Here is a 15,695-nt window from a genome sequence, read left to right as displayed (position 1 = left end):
GGAGAATTATCATAGATAGTAAAAAAATGTTAGAAATAGCCGTCAAGGCAGCCGATTCGAAAAGAGCGGTTGATATCGTGGCATTGAATGTCTCGCAAGTCTCATTATTGGCGGATTATTTCATGATTTGTTCAGCAAATTCTGATCGTCAAATCAATGCGATTGTTGACGAGATCATGGATAAGGAAGAAGAAGCGCAAGTCAAAGTTAAACGTGTGGAAGGTAAAGACGGCGGAAAATGGGTCTTGATCGACTTAGGCGATTTGATCGTCCATGTTTTTAGTACTTCTGAACGCGAATTTTATAATTTAGAAAAATTATGGTCGGATGCACCACTTGAGAACATTGAGGCTTGGATAGACTAATGGCTTATGAAACATTTGCCTTTGTCTACGACGAAGTAATGGATGATACTTTATATCAGCAGTGGATGGATTTTACATTAAATCATCTGCCAAAGAAGACAAATCAAATTTTGGAACTAGCTTGTGGGACTGGAGCATTGGCTGTAGAGTTTGCTAAAGCAGGTTTTGAGGTGACAGGGTTAGATTTATCGGAAGAAATGCTGACGCTAGCTAATGATCGTGCGCTTGAAGAAGAGGTCTCGATTAATTGGCTTGCCGGAGATATGCTGGATCTTACAGATATCGGCACGTATCAAGCCGTAACTTGTTTTTCTGACTCACTATGTTATATGCAGAATGCTGCACAGGTTCAGCAAGTTTTTGAAGGTGTTTACCAGTTATTAGAAGAGTCAGGGACATTCATTTTTGATGTTCATTCGACCTATCAAATAGACAAAGTTTTTCCAGACTATAGTTTTCACGATCAAACGGAAGATTTCGCTTTTCTTTGGGATAGTTATCCCGGTGAATCAGTACATAGTATTGAACACTTTTTAACTTTTTTTGTCAAAAAAGAGGGCGAAATTTTTGAGCGGTTTGATGAACTTCATAAAGAACGAACGTATTCGTTGGAAACCTATAAAAAATTGCTGATGCAGTCTGGTTTCAAAGTTGAGGTTTTTGCAGACTTCGTTGATGAAGTGCCTCATGAAACAAGTAAACGTTGGTTTTTTGTTTGTAAGAAATAACCGAGAGCGATCTCGGTTTTTTTAATGCTGATAGAAAGGAGCGATTGGATGCGAAGTTGCGGCATTGTCGTGGAATATAATCCATTTCATAACGGTCACCGTTATCATGCGCAAAAGGCACGTGAGTTGAGCAATGCAGATGTAGTTGTGGCAGTTATGAGCGGTAATTTTCTACAACGAGGAGAACCAGCAATTATTGATAAGTGGGCACGAGCTAAGGCGGCTTTGGAAAATGGTGTGGACCTTGTCGTAGAATTGCCATTTGCTTGGGCAGTGCAATCTGCGGATTATTTTGCCAAAGGAAGCATCGCACTATTACAAGCATTGAAATGTGATGCGCTGTGCTTTGGCACTGAGAGCGAGAACTCATTTGATTATGCTGATTATGGCAGTTTTTTTGTTAAGGAAAAGGAATCGATTGATAAACTTTTTCATGAATTGCCAATTGGTTGGAGTTACCCAGAAAAAATGGCTGAAGTTGTTTCACAATTGTACCCAAATGCACAAAATTTTCCTCCCAATCATATTTTAGGGTTAAGTTATGCGAAAGAAAATGCCCTATACGAAGATCCAATGGAAATTTTTCCGTTACTCAGAAAAGATCAGGGTTATCATGATGAATCGCTGATTGTTGATCGATTTGCCAGTGCGACTGGAATTCGTCAAGCGGTTTTTGCTGATGAGGATGTTTCCGCTTTTGTTCCCCAAACGACATTAAAAGAATTAAAAGATACGCAGATTTCATGGGCCGCATTTTGGCCGTATTTGAATTATCAATTACGGGCTAATTCTTTGACCAGTCTTCGGGGGATTTATCAAATGAAAGAAGGCCTGGAGCACCGCTTGGTGGAAAAAGAGGCCGACAATTTTACAGAGTTCATGCAGCTTATCAGTACTAAACGCTATACGCAACCGCGATTGCAACGTCTGTTGACGTATGTTCTACTACAGGTAAAGGAAGCAGAAATAAAGGCTGAACAAGCAAATTCGATGCTTCATATTCTGGGGTTCACAGAAAAGGGGCAAGCCTACTTGAATAAAAAGAAAAAGCTGTTTACTTTACCTGTCGCCGCAAAAATCGGGCAAAAGGAGAAAGAAAAGCATTTCTTAACCTATCGTGCGGATCAGGTCTATCAATTGGCTCATCCTCGAGAGCAGACAATTGGACGTTTTCCAATTCGCATATAAAAAATACTTTGCAAAGTACAAGCGAGTCGTTATAATGAGAAAGTATGAAATTAACGAAAGAGAAGTGAAAACATGGGACGTAAATGGGCGAATATCGTAGCTAAGAAGACTGCGAAAGATGCAAATAATAGTAAAATATACGCTAAATTTGGAATTGAGATTTATGCGGCAGCAAAATCAGGTGATCCTGATCCGCATGCCAACCAAAAGCTGCGTTTCGTTATTGAACGTGCAAAAACGTATAATGTTCCAAAGCATATTATTGATCGAGCAATTGAAAAGGCTAAAGGCTCTGGCGATGAAACTTTCCAAGAGCTGCGTTATGAAGGATTTGGTCCAAATGGTTCAATGGTGATCGTGGATGCTTTGACGAATAACGTAAACCGGACAGCTTCAGATGTTCGGGCTGCTTTTGGTAAAAACGGCGGAAACATGGGTGTTTCTGGCGCGGTTGCTTATATGTTCGATAATACGGCACTATTTGGTTTTGCTGGTGAAGATGTTGATGACGTTTTAGAATACTTGATGGACAAAGATATTGACGTACGAGATGTAGTTGATGAAGACGGTCAAATCATCGTTTATGGCGAACCCGAAGACTTCAATGCGATTCAAGAAGCGTTGAAAGAAAAAGGCATTACAGAATTTTCTGTTGCTGAAATGCAGATGATTCCGCAAAATGAAGTGGAATTAACCGGAGAAGACTTAGAAAAGTTCGAAAAAATGATTGATGTTTTGGATGAACTGGAAGATGTTCAACAAGTTTATCACAATGTTGAAATAGACGAATAATTTAGTAAGGTCAGAAAGAATCATTTTTGAAGTATCTTTAATGGATAATTATCGCTATGAAGACCGATTTCTTTCTAAATAAGTATTATATCTAATAGTTAATCAAAAAGTCGAAATCCCACTAAGGATTTCGACTTTTTTTAATCTAACGTTGTCTGAACATAGAGACTTTCAGGAATAGTTTCCAATAAAGGACTTCGATTACCAATAACTAATAGGTTTAGTTCATGCATCGCGCGGGTGCACACGGTATAAAGAATTAATTTGTCTTGTTCACTGTGATAATTTTCAGGTGAAATGTTCCAAGCGAAAACACGGTCAAATTCTAATCCTTTGGCCAAATAGGTTGGAATGATGATCAGACTCTTTTTCATGAAGTCTTCCTCATCTGTCAATAATTGCACTTGGTCCCTTTGACTAGGTGTCAATTGATCATAAAGTGCCTGACATTCTTCGACGGTTTTAGCGATAATAGCTGTCCGCCAGTATTTAGCCATCTCGGCAGTTTCTTCGATCTGGTGAATGAGCCCTTCAATCATTTGGCTCGATTCATTTGTATAATAAACTTTTGGCAGGTCACCAACTCGGGCAGTCAGCTCAACACGATTTTCTTGAGTCAGGAATTGGTTGGCAAAGTTAGTGATCTCTTCTGTTGAACGATAGCTGGTCGTCAACTCGAAATGAGTTAATGCCTGATCAGGAAAAATTTGTTCCAAAGAATGAACCATACTCTCATTGCCGAAGACCTTCTGGTTTAAGTCGCCGCAAAGCGTATAGGTTGCTTTGGGATATAAATGACGCAACAATGCTACTTGTGCTGGTGAGAAGTCTTGCATCTCATCGATAAAAATGAAACGAGCTTTTTGTTTAACATCTAGCGGATGAATAGATTTCATTAAAAGAAACATCAAAGTACCATCTTCTAGGCTGATATCCTTCCGCTTAAAATCATTCAATAATTCTTCAAGCATCAGTTTCCAATTTTGATCGGTTAGCTGGTAGTGTGACAACAATTGATTCGGTACATTTTGTAAAAAATGCAGGTATTGTTTAGCGTAATTAACGAAACCAAATCGATTGATTTGTCTGCGAATAGGGCGTAATTTTTTACGAACGACCTTTTGTGCCATTTGACGACGCAAACGACGTTCGGCTTTTTCTGAATCTTCCATATCAGGATTGTTGATAAACAGAGCATCGACTAACTCATCGGCTGCCTTTTTAACCCAATCTTTTTTCATTTCGTCCTTTTCTAATCCGCCTAATTTCTTTAAAAGTTTTGTTTGCAATAACTGCATTCGTTGATACATTGGCAGTTCAGGGTTGGCCTCTTGATACCAATTCCGAATTTGTTTCTTCGAAATTAATACATCCTGTTTCAATTTGAGATCACGGAACAACGGACCTAAATCGGCGATTCGGTCGACATATTTATACAATTCTTGTACGATTGCATAACTGCTTTTTGCTCGCAATACCCGGTCGTCTTGTCCAGAAAGAAAGACTTCTTCGTGGCTGTCTTCGGTGTGAATCTGATAAGAAGGCAATAGGGCACTTAAAAAAGTTTTGAACGTTTCCGTGGGTATCCCGCTTTCACCTAGCGAAGGTAAAACAGTTGAGATGTAATCTGAAAAAATGTGGTTAGGAGAAAATAGCAGAACTTGCTCGTTGTCTAACCATTTCCGATTGTGATACAGCAGGTAGGCAACACGCTGCAGCAACGCGGAAGTTTTTCCGCTGCCGGCAATTCCTTCCACTACTAAAACTTTACTTTTTGTATCACGGATGATCTCATTTTGTGAACGTTGGATTGTTGCTACGATGTTCTTCATATGATTTGAAGAAGCTTCGTCTAAAATTTCCAATAGAAAATCATCATTGATAGCCTCGGATGTATCTACCATTGACAGCATTTGTCCTTCTCGAATCTTAAATTGACGTTTTAGTAATAATTCGATAGGAATAATGGCGTCATGGGCTTCATATTGTGTTTGTCCTAAGGTGCCTTCGTAATAGAGATTGGCAATTGGTGCCCGCCAGTCAATTACGACCGTTTCTTCATGCGTGTCTCGTAATGATGCGATTCCTAGATAAAGCGTTTCTGCTTCTTGATCTTCTTTAAAATCAATCCTCGCAAAATAAGGATTTTCTTTCATAAGCCGCAAAGCTTTTTGGCGCTTTTCCTGCGAGGCAAATGTTTGATAGCGTAAAAGCAAATCAGCCTCATGTTGTCGTGTATCTGCCATCGTCTCCGCTAAAGCTTCGAAAGAACCACCTTGAACTCTTTGTCCGGCGTTTTCTCGCATATCGGTATCAAATTTTGATTTGGTTTCTTTTTTTTGACTGTCCAAAAAAGCAATTTCCTGTTGGATCAATGCGCTTGTCTGTTGGACGTGCTCTTGTTCGTATTCTCTCGCGTTCATTGAGCATCCCCCTTTGTTTTCCATCAACTGTTTATAACAGCATAATAGTATAGCATACAAAGAAGGGGAGAAGCAAAAAGCTGAATTTAAGGGGAATTTACTTACCAGGCTGCTCGAATTGACGCTAGTATAAAGTAGTACATACACGCGTCAAAAAAGGAACAGAGTCAACTCTGTTCCATAAATAGTTTATATCAGGCCATCATGGGCTCGTTGAATCTGAGCAAGATCAATTTTTTTCATTTTATACATTTCCTGAGTTGCACGTTGAGCCTTTTTTGTATCAGGATCGGTGGTCATCTGGAGCAGTTCCTTATTAACCGTTTGCCAGTAAACACCATAACGATCCTCCATCCAGCCGCAAGGCCACTCTTTTCCGTCAGCGGTGATAGCCTCCCAAACCTGATCAATATCTGCTTGATCCTTGAGGTAGAAGTAGAAGGAATTTCCCATTGTAAAATCAAAATCGTGTTTTTCTGGACTATCCATTATGATCAGATCGTGACCGCGAAGTTGGAAACCTGCCGCACGTAAGCGATCGTCTTTCCCCTTAATTACAAAATTCTGCTTTCCTCCGAAAGCGTTGATCCATTCGTCCATTGCAGCTTGAGCCATGCCGTAGTTTTCATTTGCAAACATGATGCAGGGAACAATCGTTTGTAAGCTTTCACCTAAGCGAACTTGCCAAGAAAAACCAAAACGATCGTTTGTCCAACCAAATTTTCCTAATTCCGGATAGTCTGTTAACGGCATCAATGTTTCACCACCTGCATTCAATTGCTCCCAAACACGGTTAAGTTGCTCTTCATTCTCACAATTTACGACATAAGAAATCGCAGGTGTAGGTGTGAAAGTGTCCCCTCCATTTAGTAAAAGAAATTCACAACCAGCCAATTCCAAAGTGATTGTTAGCAAATCCCCAATTTTTCCATGCTCATCCGTAATAAAGTAGGTTTCATTTTCTTTTTTACTATCTTCGAAAATTTCTAAATAAAAGTCAGCCGCTTCGGCCAAGTGACCATTAAACCAGAGACAACAGCCAAATTGCTGTTCCATGATTCGTTCATCCTCTCATTAATAAAGATTGATGTGCCAGTTTACGCCATATTGATCTTTGACCATACCGTATAAGTCTGCCCAAAAAGTCTTTTCAAGTGGAAGCAGTATAGTTCCGTTCGTCGCTAATTGCTGAAAAATATTTGAAGCTTCATCTGCAGTTTTCGCATTAAAAACCAGCGCGACATTATTCCCAACAACTATTGGCGGTGCCATGCCTTCCGGACTATCAGAAATCATAACATTCGTGTCATTAATTTTCAGGTTAGAGTTCATCACTAAATTTTTAATATTTTCGTCAACAGGATGTTCTTCGTCGTGAGGCATCTGTCCAAAGGTCATAATTTGGGCAGGCTCAGTCTTGAATACAGTTTCGTAAAAGGCAATTGCTTCTGTCGCTTGATCGCTAAAATGTAAATAAATATCCATTAGTTTTCCTCCGTTCTGATGCTCTTACTTTACCATGAAGAAAGGGCTATCAATAACATTTTGACTCGCAGAAGTGATTATCTTTGACGTATTTAGAGGAACTAATTATGCTTAGGGTAAGTTTTGGGAACGGAGGGACAATGAATGGAGAAATTTAAACTGGGCGAGAGCGTAACCGTACATACGGGACCTTTCAAAGGGATTTATGGGATAATTGTTTCTTTTGATAAGAAACGAGAAAAATATTTAGTCCGCTTCAATGGTCAGCAGCAACTCTATTTTTCGCCAGATGAAATTATTTTATGGTCAGAAAAATAGTAGATTAGTTTTACCTTCATTTTATTGTGAATTATGATAAAATGAAGCGACAAAAATATAGAATTAAAGGAGCGATTGACAATGCCGTTCGTACACATTGAGTTAGTCGAAGGAAGAACAGAAGAGCAATTAACAAAAATGGTAGAAGAGGTAACTAAGGCAGTTTCAAGTACTGTTGGAGCACCAAAAGAGAATATTCATGTTATCATCAATGAGATGCAAAAAGGGAAATATGCACAAGGCGGCAAGTGGAAATAATAAATTATATTATACTTGCATTTCAAATCAATAAGTGTTTATAATAGCCTTGTAATTGATTGATGAAGAAAGACACCTGAACTTGAAGGCTGTTTACCAGAGAGGAAAAGCAAGGCTGAGACTTTTCCAAACAAGCGCAAGTGATGACCACTTTCAGAGACTTCTGCGTAAATGCGGAGGCGGACAGCGCCGTTATCGCTTGTGAGGGGCAGAAATTCTGCTCAAAGATTAGGTGGAACCACGTTTATTCGTCCTAGTACCGTATGCGGTACTAGGACTTTTTTTATCAATCAAAACTAATAAGGGGGAACTACAGGATGGTAAAAATTTCATTTCCAGATGGATCAACAAAAGAGTTTGATAATGGTGTTACAGGCTTAGAAATCGCAAAAAGTATCTCTAGTTCATTAGCCAAAAAAGCACTGGCTGTCGTGGTAAACGGCGAGCTAGAAGATTTAGATCGTGCAATCGAAGAAGATGCGGAATTAAGAATTGTAACTGAACAAGATGAAGAAGCTTTGCCGCTTGTTCGTCATTCAAGTGCACACTTGATGGCACAAGCCATCCGCCGCTTATTTCCAAATATGCATTTTGGTGTAGGACCAGCGATCGAGTCAGGATTCTACTATGATACAGATAATGGTGAAAACCAAATCAGTGAAGAAGATTTTCCAGCAATCGAAAAAGAAATGAAAAAAATCATCAAAGAAAACTTGCCGATTGAACGCAAAGTCATGAGTCGTCAAGAAGCATTGGATTTCTTCAGCTACGATCCTTATAAAGTCGAATTGATTTCTGACCTTCCAGAAGATGAAGTGATCACTGCTTATACTCAAGGTGAGTTCACTGATCTATGTCGTGGGCCTCACGTTCCATCAACTGGCAAAATCAAAATTGTTAAATTATTATCAGTAGCTGGAGCCTATTGGCGTGGAAACTCTGATAACAAAATGATGCAGCGAGTTTACGGAACAGCTTTCTTCAATCAAGCAGATTTAGATCATTTCTTGAAAATGCGTGAAGAAGCGAAAGAACGTGACCATCGTAAATTAGGTAAAGAATTAGATTTATTCATGGTATCGCCAGAAGTTGGTTCAGGACTTCCTTTCTGGTTGCCAAAAGGTGCAACAATCCGTCGTGTAATCGAACGTTATATTGTTGATAAAGAAATTTCAATGGGCTATGAACATGTATATACTCCAGTATTAGCTGACACTAGCTTATATAAAACTTCTGGACACTGGGATCATTATAAAGAAGACATGTTCCCAATCATGGACATGGGTGATGGCGAAGAATCATTAGTTTTACGTCCGATGAACTGCCCACACCACATGATGATTTATAAAAATCATATTCATTCATACCGTGAACTGCCAATTCGCTTAGCTGAACTTGGAATGGATCATCGTTATGAAAAATCTGGTGCTTTATCAGGATTGCAACGGGTTCGTGAAATGACAATGAATGACGCGCATATCTTTGTTCGTCCAGATCAAATCAAAGAAGAATTCCGTCGTACTTTAGACTTGATTTTGGAAGTTTATAAGGACTTTGGTTTCGAAGATTATCGTTTCCGTTTAAGTTACCGTGATCCAGAAAATACTGAGAAATACTTCGATGACGACGAAATGTGGGAAACTTCTCAAGGTCTCCTAAAAGAAGTTATGGATGAATCAGGTTTTGATTACTTTGAGGCTGATGGTGAAGCTGCTTTCTATGGTCCAAAATTAGACGTTCAAGTATTGACTGCCATTGGAACAGAAGAAACGTTATCTACTATTCAATTTGATTTCTTATTACCAGAACGTTTTGATCTGACTTATGTCGGCGAAGATGGTAAAGATCATCGCCCAGTCGTTGTTCACCGCAGTGTTGTTTCAACAATGGAACGATTTACTGCTTACTTGATTGAACAATATAAAGGTGCATTTCCAACTTGGTTAGCGCCAGAGCAAGTAGCGATCTTACCAGTATCACCAGAACATCATGGCGATTATGCGTATGAAGTGAAAGATCGTTTGGTTCGTGAAGGGGTCCGTGTTGAGGTAGATGATCGTAATGAAAAACTTGGTTACAAAATCCGCCAAGCACAAACTCAAAAAATTCCTTACCTATTAGTAATTGGAGATAAGGAAGTCGAAAGTGCTTCAGTCAATGTTCGCCGTTATGGTAGCGAAGAACAAGAAGCTCAAGATTTGAATATGTTTGTCGATGCTATCAAGGATGATATCGAAAACTTAAGTCGTAACTAAGAAAAATCCGGTGAGGTTCGCTCACCGGATTTTTTTGTCAATCAGACGCCCAATTCATTTGTGGAAAACTTTTTAAAGAAAATGCGTAATACCTTGTTTTCAAATTTCTAAAGTTTTCCACAATGAAATGTAAAATAGAATGTTTCACGGAATAGAATCTTTTCGTTAGATACGAATCCATATTTTACGCAAAAAAATCAAATGGTCCAAAAAAATATTGTTTAACTGTGAAACACTTTGGCTTTTGATCTATAAAAAGACTTTAAAGTTTTTAAACTATGTTAAAGGAACTACGATTAATCCTTTTGAAAAAACACTTTTTCGGCTACAATAAGACAAGTAACTGTCAAAGTGGAAGGAACAGATGAATGAAATTAACGAATCCATTAAAGAAATTCTTTGAAAAACTGAAACTCGCGGATGAATCCGGCCGCAATCAAAATAGAAGCCACATTCCATTTCGGCTAAACTTTTTGTTTTTTGTCATCTTTGCTCTTTTCGTCATCCTAGTCACTCGATTGGGGTATTTGCAAATTGTTGAAGGCGACAAGATGAAAGCGGAAATGAAGGCTTCGACGACGATCACTGTAAAGGAAAATGCACCTCGTGGTGTGATTTATGATGCAAAAGGCACTGCTTTAGTCAAAAATGTTTCTAATGCCGCAATCACCTTTACCCGCGGTAATAGTATGGAAGCTTCAGACATTCTTAAATTAGCCAATGAGCTCAACAAATTGATTGATGTACCAGCGGATGAGAATTTGAGTGATCGCGATAAAAAGGATTATTGGTTAGCTGATAAGGATCATCTGAAAGAAGCCGAAGATCGGTTATCCTTTAAAGAAAAAAATCTCGACAATACGAATGAATATCAAAAATTGGTCGATAAAGTCAAAGACAGCGAAATTCAGCTTAACGAAGATCAGTTAAAGGTTGCCACAATCTTTAAACGGATGAATGCCGCTTCAGCGCTAAGCACGGTCTTTGTTAAAAACGAGGGCGTGTCTGATGAAGAATTAGCTGTTGTTGCTGAACGGGCCTCAGAATTACCAGGTGTATCTACAGGAATTGATTGGGATCGCTCATATAATGATGCACTCGATGGTTCATTAAAGAGTATTTTGGGGACAATCACCACTGAAAAAGAAGGATTACCTGCCGAAGAAGCAGATGCCTTGTTGAAAAAAGGATACGCACGTAATGACCGTGTCGGTAAGAGTTATTTAGAGAAACAGTATGAAGATCAGCTTCAAGGTAAAAAAGGAGAATATAAAGTTACCTTAAATCAAAATGGAAACATCGAGAAACAAAAAGAAGTTAAAAAAGGCGAGAAGGGATCAAATATCGTCCTGACTATTAACTCGGATTTCCAGAAAAAGGTTGAAGATATTTTACGGAAACACTATCAGGGATTAGTTGACAGCGGTGTTGCCAAGTATTCACCAGGTGCTTATGCCGTTGCGATGAACCCGAATACGGGTGAAGTATATGCCATGACCGGTTTTACGCATGATCCGAATAGTAAAACGCTAGAAGAAAATTCGTTAGGAACGATTACCAGTGCATTTGTTCCGGGCTCTGTTGTCAAAGGCGGAACGGTGACTGCGGGATATCAGACAGGAGCCATCAGCGGAAATGATACGTTGATCGATCAACCGATAAAACTATCTGGAACAGCACTTAAAGGCTCTATCTATAATAAAGTATTAGGGAATCAGATTCCATTGAATACTGTTAAAGCACTGGAATGGTCTTCAAATGCCTACATGATGCAGATCGTCTTACGTATGTTAGGGGTTCAATACCAGCAGAATATGTCATTGCCGGATAGTGCATCTTCAAAAGAAATGTATGATAAATTACGAAATGCTTTTGCGGCGTATGGGATGGGTGTGAAAACCGGGATTGATCTGCCAAATGAATTTTCAGGATATATCAATGATCAATTTGGAACGGATAACGCACCAGGCGGAGGGAATTTACTGGATCTCTCCTTTGGTCAATACGATACTTATACACCTATGCAGCTTGCTCAATATGCAGCAACAGTAGCGAATGGGGGAACAAGAATTTCTCCTCATGTAGTCAAAGGAATCTACAACAATAATGATAGCGGCGGCTTAGGAACGATCCAACAGGAAATTACTGGTAAAAAACTGGGTCAAGTCAATATTACCGCAGATCAAATGGGTATTATCAAAGAAGGGTTCTATCAAGCAGTTCACGGGAGCGATGCGTACACAACGGCACGTGATTTGGCTTCAGCCAAACTAAATCCGGCTGCTAAAACTGGTACGGCTGAAACAGTACCAGAAAGCAATCCGAATGTTAACACGATCAACAGCAATATTGTAGCCTATGCACCCTATGATAAACCGCAAGTGGCGATCAGTGTTATGCTTCCGAACTTAGATGAAGAACACGATGATACTAATAAGGCCATAGCAAAAGACATAATAGATGCATTTGCTGACACGTATGGCGTACAATAAAGGCTGAGGAGCATTGCTCCTTGGCTTTTTTTGAGGAGTTCTGTTTCCCACTTAGCAGCTTATACTCTAAGTAAGAAGCAGCTAGGATAAAAAAGGATTGTACAGAATATACTATGCGGTATGAAAGCCGCGCTCATTTTTTAGCATTACTATGATTAAGGAGTGGAAGATATGACAGTATACAATTTTGAAGTAAAAGAAACCGATGGAACTGAAAAGTCTTTAGCGGATTATCAGGGGAAAGTTCTTCTGATCGTCAACACAGCGACTGGTTGCGGTTTTACACCACAATATGAGGGGTTACAGCACTTGTATGATCAGTATAAAGACCAAGGATTTGAAATTCTTGATTTTCCATGTAATCAGTTTGGAAATCAAGCACCAGGCTCGAATGCAGAGGTTGCTGAATTTTGCCAGTTAAAATATCACACAACGTTTCAAACCTTTGGTAAGATCGATGTTAACGGTGAAAATGAAGATCCGCTATACAGCTATTTGAAGAGTGCGCAAGGTGGTTTACTTAACAAAGCGATCAAGTGGAATTTCACGAAATTTTTAGTCGATCGCGAAGGAAACGTGATAAAACGCTATGCATCCCAAACAAAACCTGAAGACATTGCAGCGGATATTGAAGCACAGCTTTAAAAACGTCAAGTAGATTTACTTAACAAAATTCGCAAAAAGACTAGTCAAGGAAATAAAAACATGATATGATATCAAAGTCTGAGAATTATCTTGGAAAACTGATTTTAATTAGGGAGGGAAAATCATGCGCGTAAATATCACTTTAGAGTGTACTTCTTGTAAAGAACGTAACTACCTAACAAACAAAAATAAACGTAACAACCCTGATCGCTTGGAAAAAATGAAATATTGTCCACGCGAACGTAAAGTTACTTTGCACAAAGAAGTAAAATAATGGCACTTATAAGTCAGCAATCTAAAATGATTGCTGACTTTTTTTGTTCTTCTCTATATTAATAATCAAAAAAATGTGCGATGTTTTTTTGGAAATCTACATAAAATCTTCATAGATTCCTAAACAAAAGCTAACCTTCCAGTGATAAAACTAAGTATTAAAGAAAACTTTTTAGAAAGGAAGGATCACATGCGTAAAGTTCCACCGATTTTGAAACCAATTGCTCTTTTGACATTGTCAATTTTGATCGCAACGACTTCAGGGATCTTAAATAATTCCAGTTATCGTCAAGTTAAGGCAACAACACCTACGACAGAATCTACGAGCGCACAAACGACCGATTCTTCTCGTCATTCAAATAGCGTTATCAGCGAAACAAGTACGACAGAGGAATCAACACCCAATCAAGATGCCAATGCAGGAAATACAATAGAAGAAGATTCTACGGCGGCTAATAATAATGCAGTTCAAAGCACACAGGCACCGTCTAGCAGTACCTCCGTGAGTCCGCAGACATCATCGGAAGAGTATCAGACCACGCCGACACAACAACAACCAGCTAATGAACAAGTTAATCCAGAAACGAGTGATGATCAATGACCCTATTGTTAGATATTATTAATGGAATAAATAAGTTTCTAGGTTTTTTGGACATTAGTCCTAAGTATTCGAATCGCGGATACACTTTGCTGAGTGCCATACCGACAATCTATATTTTGCGGATTATTTATGGACTGTGGCTTAATCAAAATTATCTTCAATTAGTGCTTTATAGTTTGGTCTTCATCGGATTGGTCTATTTCTTTGTGCTGAACTTTTTCTATTACTTTTTGGATAAAAATCTAAAGGGAGATGTTACGCAGCTTTTTGTTAAGTATCTTCCGGATGATGCTTTCAACATTCAAAATGAAAAATCTATAAAAGCAAAAAAGGTTTTTGAGCAGGCTAAAGAAGTCCCAGTTGATTTCAACGAAGACTATCAACTAAAATTAGTAGAAAATATTCAAGCGTTAATTGATGGGCAAGAAATTACAACTCGCGATTTAACGCGAGAAGAAGGTTTCTTGATTGAGGAAAATACGTTGTACCCTTATTATTATGTCAAAGAAACTGCACCAGAGACATATCTGCTGCAGATTGGTAGAAATTATCGTGACTTGGAAACAATTGGAACGATTCATCAAGTGGAACCATTAAGACCAGTCGGTTTGTTCATTGTCGGAGGAGACTTCGTTAAGGATGGGGTTCGTTATCATGAACCTTATCGTTTAAAATTTTTGGCTAAGACGGAAGAAGCTGCAACGCGAACTCGTCGCAGTAAAAAATAAATGCCGTCTGATCGAGAGCTTCTTTGAATGGAAGCTGTCTCGATCAGAACGGCATTTTTTATTTTAAGACGGTCTGAATGCTTTCTACCATTTTGGTATAGGCAATTGGGCCGTTATATAACCAGCTAGATTCACCATCGAACTCAAATAATTGATTGTTTTTAACTGCTGGAATATTGCTCCATAATGGATCTTTAAACATTGCGGCTCCGGAATCACTATTAACTAGGAAGATATAGTCCGCATCCAATTGAGACAAACTTTCTAGTGAGACTTGTGAAAAGTCTGCCGTTGCTTTTTTACTAATATCTTTAGTTAATTTAGGTACTTCAAAACCTAGTTCTTGGTAAAGCAATTGACCACTAGAACGATTATCTGCCACCATGAATGCTGAATTATTTGTTACCCATAAAACGACCGCGGATTTTCCTTCAATTTTATCTTTCAGGTCTGTTTTCGTTTTTTTGACTAATTGATCATAGTCTTTTTCAACTTCTTTTGCCTTATCTTCTTTAGCTAGAACTTTTCCGATATCCTCTAGTTGATCACGCCAAGTAACATTGTCACCATTTTTTACAACATAAGTTGGTGCAATTTTGGCATACTCTTTATATTTTCCACCTTCAAGTGAACCATTCGAACCGATTAATAATAGGTCGGGCTCAAATTTCAAGACATCTTCGTAAGGCAGATCGTAATTGATAGTTGGAATGCCCTTCAGTTTGTCTTGTAAGTAATTCTGAATTTTTCCTTCACCAACCGTCCATTGGGCGACCGGTTTTTCATCTAAAGCGACTAGATAGTCTTCAAGATATGAAGCAATGATCCTTTTGGGCTTATTGGGAATTTCGACTTTATGATCTTGTGCATCAGTCAACGTTCGTACATCATTTTTTGTATCTTTACTTTCACTGCCTTGCCCACAAGCAGCTAAGCTAAATAGCGCCAACAGAGAAACGGTTCCTAAAACTATTTTTTTGAACATAAAAAAACTCCTTCAAGGTTAATTGAGAAATGTTCTCAATTGATATTATTACCGAAAGCACAAGGGGTGTCAACAGTGAGTTTTCTTTAATAGATAGTTGACGATGATGAAAAAGAAGGTCATAATTGAGAACGATTATCAGAGAAGTGAGGAAGGTCT

At 38.7% G+C, this 15,695-nt stretch carries 16 protein-coding genes; 12 read left to right on the top strand and 4 right to left on the bottom strand.

What is annotated here, in order from left to right; translation table 11 throughout:
• Window positions 1–8 precede the first annotated feature (8 nt).
• The 4 genes from rsfS (at window position 9) to PGP85_RS13730 (ending at window position 3,073) form a co-directional block, all read left to right on the top strand.
• Window positions 9–365: a ribosome silencing factor gene (gene rsfS, locus PGP85_RS13745; RefSeq protein WP_279626087.1), complete on the top strand. Its 357-nt coding sequence runs from the start codon at window positions 9–11 to the stop codon at window positions 363–365.
• Window positions 365–1,093: a class I SAM-dependent DNA methyltransferase gene (locus PGP85_RS13740; RefSeq protein WP_270328048.1), complete on the top strand. Its 729-nt coding sequence runs from the start codon at window positions 365–367 to the stop codon at window positions 1,091–1,093. Before rsfS ends, PGP85_RS13740 begins: the two co-directional genes overlap by 1 nt.
• 48 nt (window positions 1,094–1,141) lie before the next feature.
• Complete coding sequence (locus tag PGP85_RS13735; protein WP_270328046.1) at window positions 1,142–2,281, top strand: nucleotidyltransferase; 1,140 nt, start codon at window positions 1,142–1,144, stop codon at window positions 2,279–2,281.
• A gap of 72 nt (window positions 2,282–2,353) precedes the next feature.
• Window positions 2,354–3,073, top strand: a complete 720-nt coding sequence (locus PGP85_RS13730) for a YebC/PmpR family DNA-binding transcriptional regulator (protein WP_090402158.1) — start codon at window positions 2,354–2,356, stop codon at window positions 3,071–3,073.
• A 140-nt stretch (window positions 3,074–3,213) separates the two neighbouring features.
• On the opposite strand, the gene helD is transcribed toward PGP85_RS13730, so the two are convergent.
• The 3 genes from helD to PGP85_RS13715 all read right to left on the bottom strand — a co-directional run bounded on the left by helD (window position 3,214) and on the right by PGP85_RS13715 (window position 6,981).
• Window positions 3,214–5,496 carry an RNA polymerase recycling motor HelD gene (helD, locus tag PGP85_RS13725; protein ID WP_010740377.1) on the bottom strand — a complete coding sequence of 761 codons (2,283 nt, stop codon included), beginning with the start codon at window positions 5,494–5,496 and terminating at the stop codon, window positions 3,214–3,216.
• 189 nt (window positions 5,497–5,685) lie between these two features.
• Window positions 5,686–6,552 carry a VOC family protein gene (locus PGP85_RS13720; protein WP_010740376.1) on the bottom strand — a complete coding sequence of 289 codons (867 nt, stop codon included), beginning with the start codon at window positions 6,550–6,552 and terminating at the stop codon, window positions 5,686–5,688.
• A gap of 18 nt (window positions 6,553–6,570) precedes the next feature.
• The gene (locus PGP85_RS13715; RefSeq protein WP_010740375.1) at window positions 6,571–6,981 is read right to left on the bottom strand and encodes a VOC family protein; all 411 of its coding nucleotides are present in this window, start codon (window positions 6,979–6,981) and stop codon (window positions 6,571–6,573) included.
• Window positions 6,982–7,125: 144 nt separating this feature from the next.
• Here PGP85_RS13715 and PGP85_RS13710 point away from each other — a divergent pair, with 144 nt between their 5' ends.
• From PGP85_RS13710 to PGP85_RS13675, 8 genes are all read left to right on the top strand, one after another.
• Entirely contained in the window at window positions 7,126–7,299 is a 174-nt protein-coding gene (locus PGP85_RS13710; RefSeq protein WP_010740374.1) for a KOW motif-containing protein, read from the top strand.
• A gap of 81 nt (window positions 7,300–7,380) precedes the next feature.
• Window positions 7,381–7,557: a 2-hydroxymuconate tautomerase gene (locus PGP85_RS13705; RefSeq protein ID WP_010740373.1), complete on the top strand. Its 177-nt coding sequence runs from the start codon at window positions 7,381–7,383 to the stop codon at window positions 7,555–7,557.
• 317 nt (window positions 7,558–7,874) lie between these two features.
• Complete coding sequence (gene thrS / locus PGP85_RS13700; protein ID WP_010740372.1) at window positions 7,875–9,812, top strand: threonine--tRNA ligase; 1,938 nt, start codon at window positions 7,875–7,877, stop codon at window positions 9,810–9,812.
• Window positions 9,813–10,180: 368 nt separating this feature from the next.
• The gene (locus PGP85_RS13695) at window positions 10,181–12,304 is read left to right on the top strand and encodes a penicillin-binding transpeptidase domain-containing protein (RefSeq protein ID WP_010740371.1); all 2,124 of its coding nucleotides are present in this window, start codon (window positions 10,181–10,183) and stop codon (window positions 12,302–12,304) included.
• 171 nt (window positions 12,305–12,475) lie between these two features.
• On the top strand, window positions 12,476–12,949 hold the full coding sequence (locus PGP85_RS13690) for a glutathione peroxidase (RefSeq protein ID WP_010740370.1): 474 nt from the start codon (window positions 12,476–12,478) through the stop codon (window positions 12,947–12,949).
• A 124-nt stretch (window positions 12,950–13,073) separates the two neighbouring features.
• Window positions 13,074–13,223 (top strand): 50S ribosomal protein L33, encoded by a 150-nt coding sequence (gene rpmG / locus PGP85_RS13685; RefSeq protein ID WP_010740369.1) that lies wholly within the window; start codon window positions 13,074–13,076, stop codon window positions 13,221–13,223.
• A gap of 189 nt (window positions 13,224–13,412) precedes the next feature.
• Window positions 13,413–13,823 (top strand): hypothetical protein, encoded by a 411-nt coding sequence (locus PGP85_RS13680; RefSeq protein WP_270328042.1) that lies wholly within the window; start codon window positions 13,413–13,415, stop codon window positions 13,821–13,823.
• Window positions 13,820–14,551, top strand: a complete 732-nt coding sequence (locus PGP85_RS13675; RefSeq protein WP_090402170.1) for a DUF6681 family protein — start codon at window positions 13,820–13,822, stop codon at window positions 14,549–14,551. The genes PGP85_RS13680 and PGP85_RS13675 overlap by 4 nt, the downstream gene beginning before the upstream one ends.
• A gap of 58 nt (window positions 14,552–14,609) precedes the next feature.
• Here the strand turns inward: PGP85_RS13675 and PGP85_RS13670 are convergent, their stop codons facing one another.
• Complete coding sequence (locus tag PGP85_RS13670) at window positions 14,610–15,536, bottom strand: ABC transporter substrate-binding protein (RefSeq protein ID WP_270328040.1); 927 nt, start codon at window positions 15,534–15,536, stop codon at window positions 14,610–14,612.
• Window positions 15,537–15,695 lie beyond the last annotated feature (159 nt).

The organism is Enterococcus malodoratus (assembly GCF_027659535.1).
Taxonomy (GTDB): domain Bacteria; phylum Bacillota; class Bacilli; order Lactobacillales; family Enterococcaceae; genus Enterococcus_A; species Enterococcus_A malodoratus.
This window is presented reverse-complemented; position numbering and strand designations above follow the sequence as displayed.

Excerpts from the sequence above, each read along its gene's own strand:
- PGP85_RS13740 (WP_270328048.1), top strand. The coding sequence starts at position 365 with ATGGCTTATGAAACATTTGCCTTTGTCTACGACGAAGTAATGGATGAT.
- PGP85_RS13735 (WP_270328046.1), top strand. The coding sequence starts at position 1,142 with ATGCGAAGTTGCGGCATTGTCGTGGAATATAATCCATTTCATAACGGT.
- PGP85_RS13730 (WP_090402158.1), top strand. The coding sequence starts at position 2,354 with ATGGGACGTAAATGGGCGAATATCGTAGCTAAGAAGACTGCGAAAGAT.
- helD (WP_010740377.1), bottom strand. The coding sequence starts at position 5,496 with ATGAACGCGAGAGAATACGAACAAGAGCACGTCCAACAGACAAGCGCA.
- PGP85_RS13720 (WP_010740376.1), bottom strand. The coding sequence starts at position 6,552 with ATGGAACAGCAATTTGGCTGTTGTCTCTGGTTTAATGGTCACTTGGCC.
- PGP85_RS13715 (WP_010740375.1), bottom strand. The coding sequence starts at position 6,981 with ATGGATATTTATTTACATTTTAGCGATCAAGCGACAGAAGCAATTGCC.
- PGP85_RS13710 (WP_010740374.1), top strand. The coding sequence starts at position 7,126 with ATGGAGAAATTTAAACTGGGCGAGAGCGTAACCGTACATACGGGACCT.
- PGP85_RS13705 (WP_010740373.1), top strand. The coding sequence starts at position 7,381 with ATGCCGTTCGTACACATTGAGTTAGTCGAAGGAAGAACAGAAGAGCAA.
- thrS (WP_010740372.1), top strand. The coding sequence starts at position 7,875 with ATGGTAAAAATTTCATTTCCAGATGGATCAACAAAAGAGTTTGATAAT.
- PGP85_RS13695 (WP_010740371.1), top strand. The coding sequence starts at position 10,181 with ATGAAATTAACGAATCCATTAAAGAAATTCTTTGAAAAACTGAAACTC.
- PGP85_RS13690 (WP_010740370.1), top strand. The coding sequence starts at position 12,476 with ATGACAGTATACAATTTTGAAGTAAAAGAAACCGATGGAACTGAAAAG.
- rpmG (WP_010740369.1), top strand. The coding sequence starts at position 13,074 with ATGCGCGTAAATATCACTTTAGAGTGTACTTCTTGTAAAGAACGTAAC.
- PGP85_RS13680 (WP_270328042.1), top strand. The coding sequence starts at position 13,413 with ATGCGTAAAGTTCCACCGATTTTGAAACCAATTGCTCTTTTGACATTG.
- PGP85_RS13675 (WP_090402170.1), top strand. The coding sequence starts at position 13,820 with ATGACCCTATTGTTAGATATTATTAATGGAATAAATAAGTTTCTAGGT.
- PGP85_RS13670 (WP_270328040.1), bottom strand. The coding sequence starts at position 15,536 with ATGTTCAAAAAAATAGTTTTAGGAACCGTTTCTCTGTTGGCGCTATTT.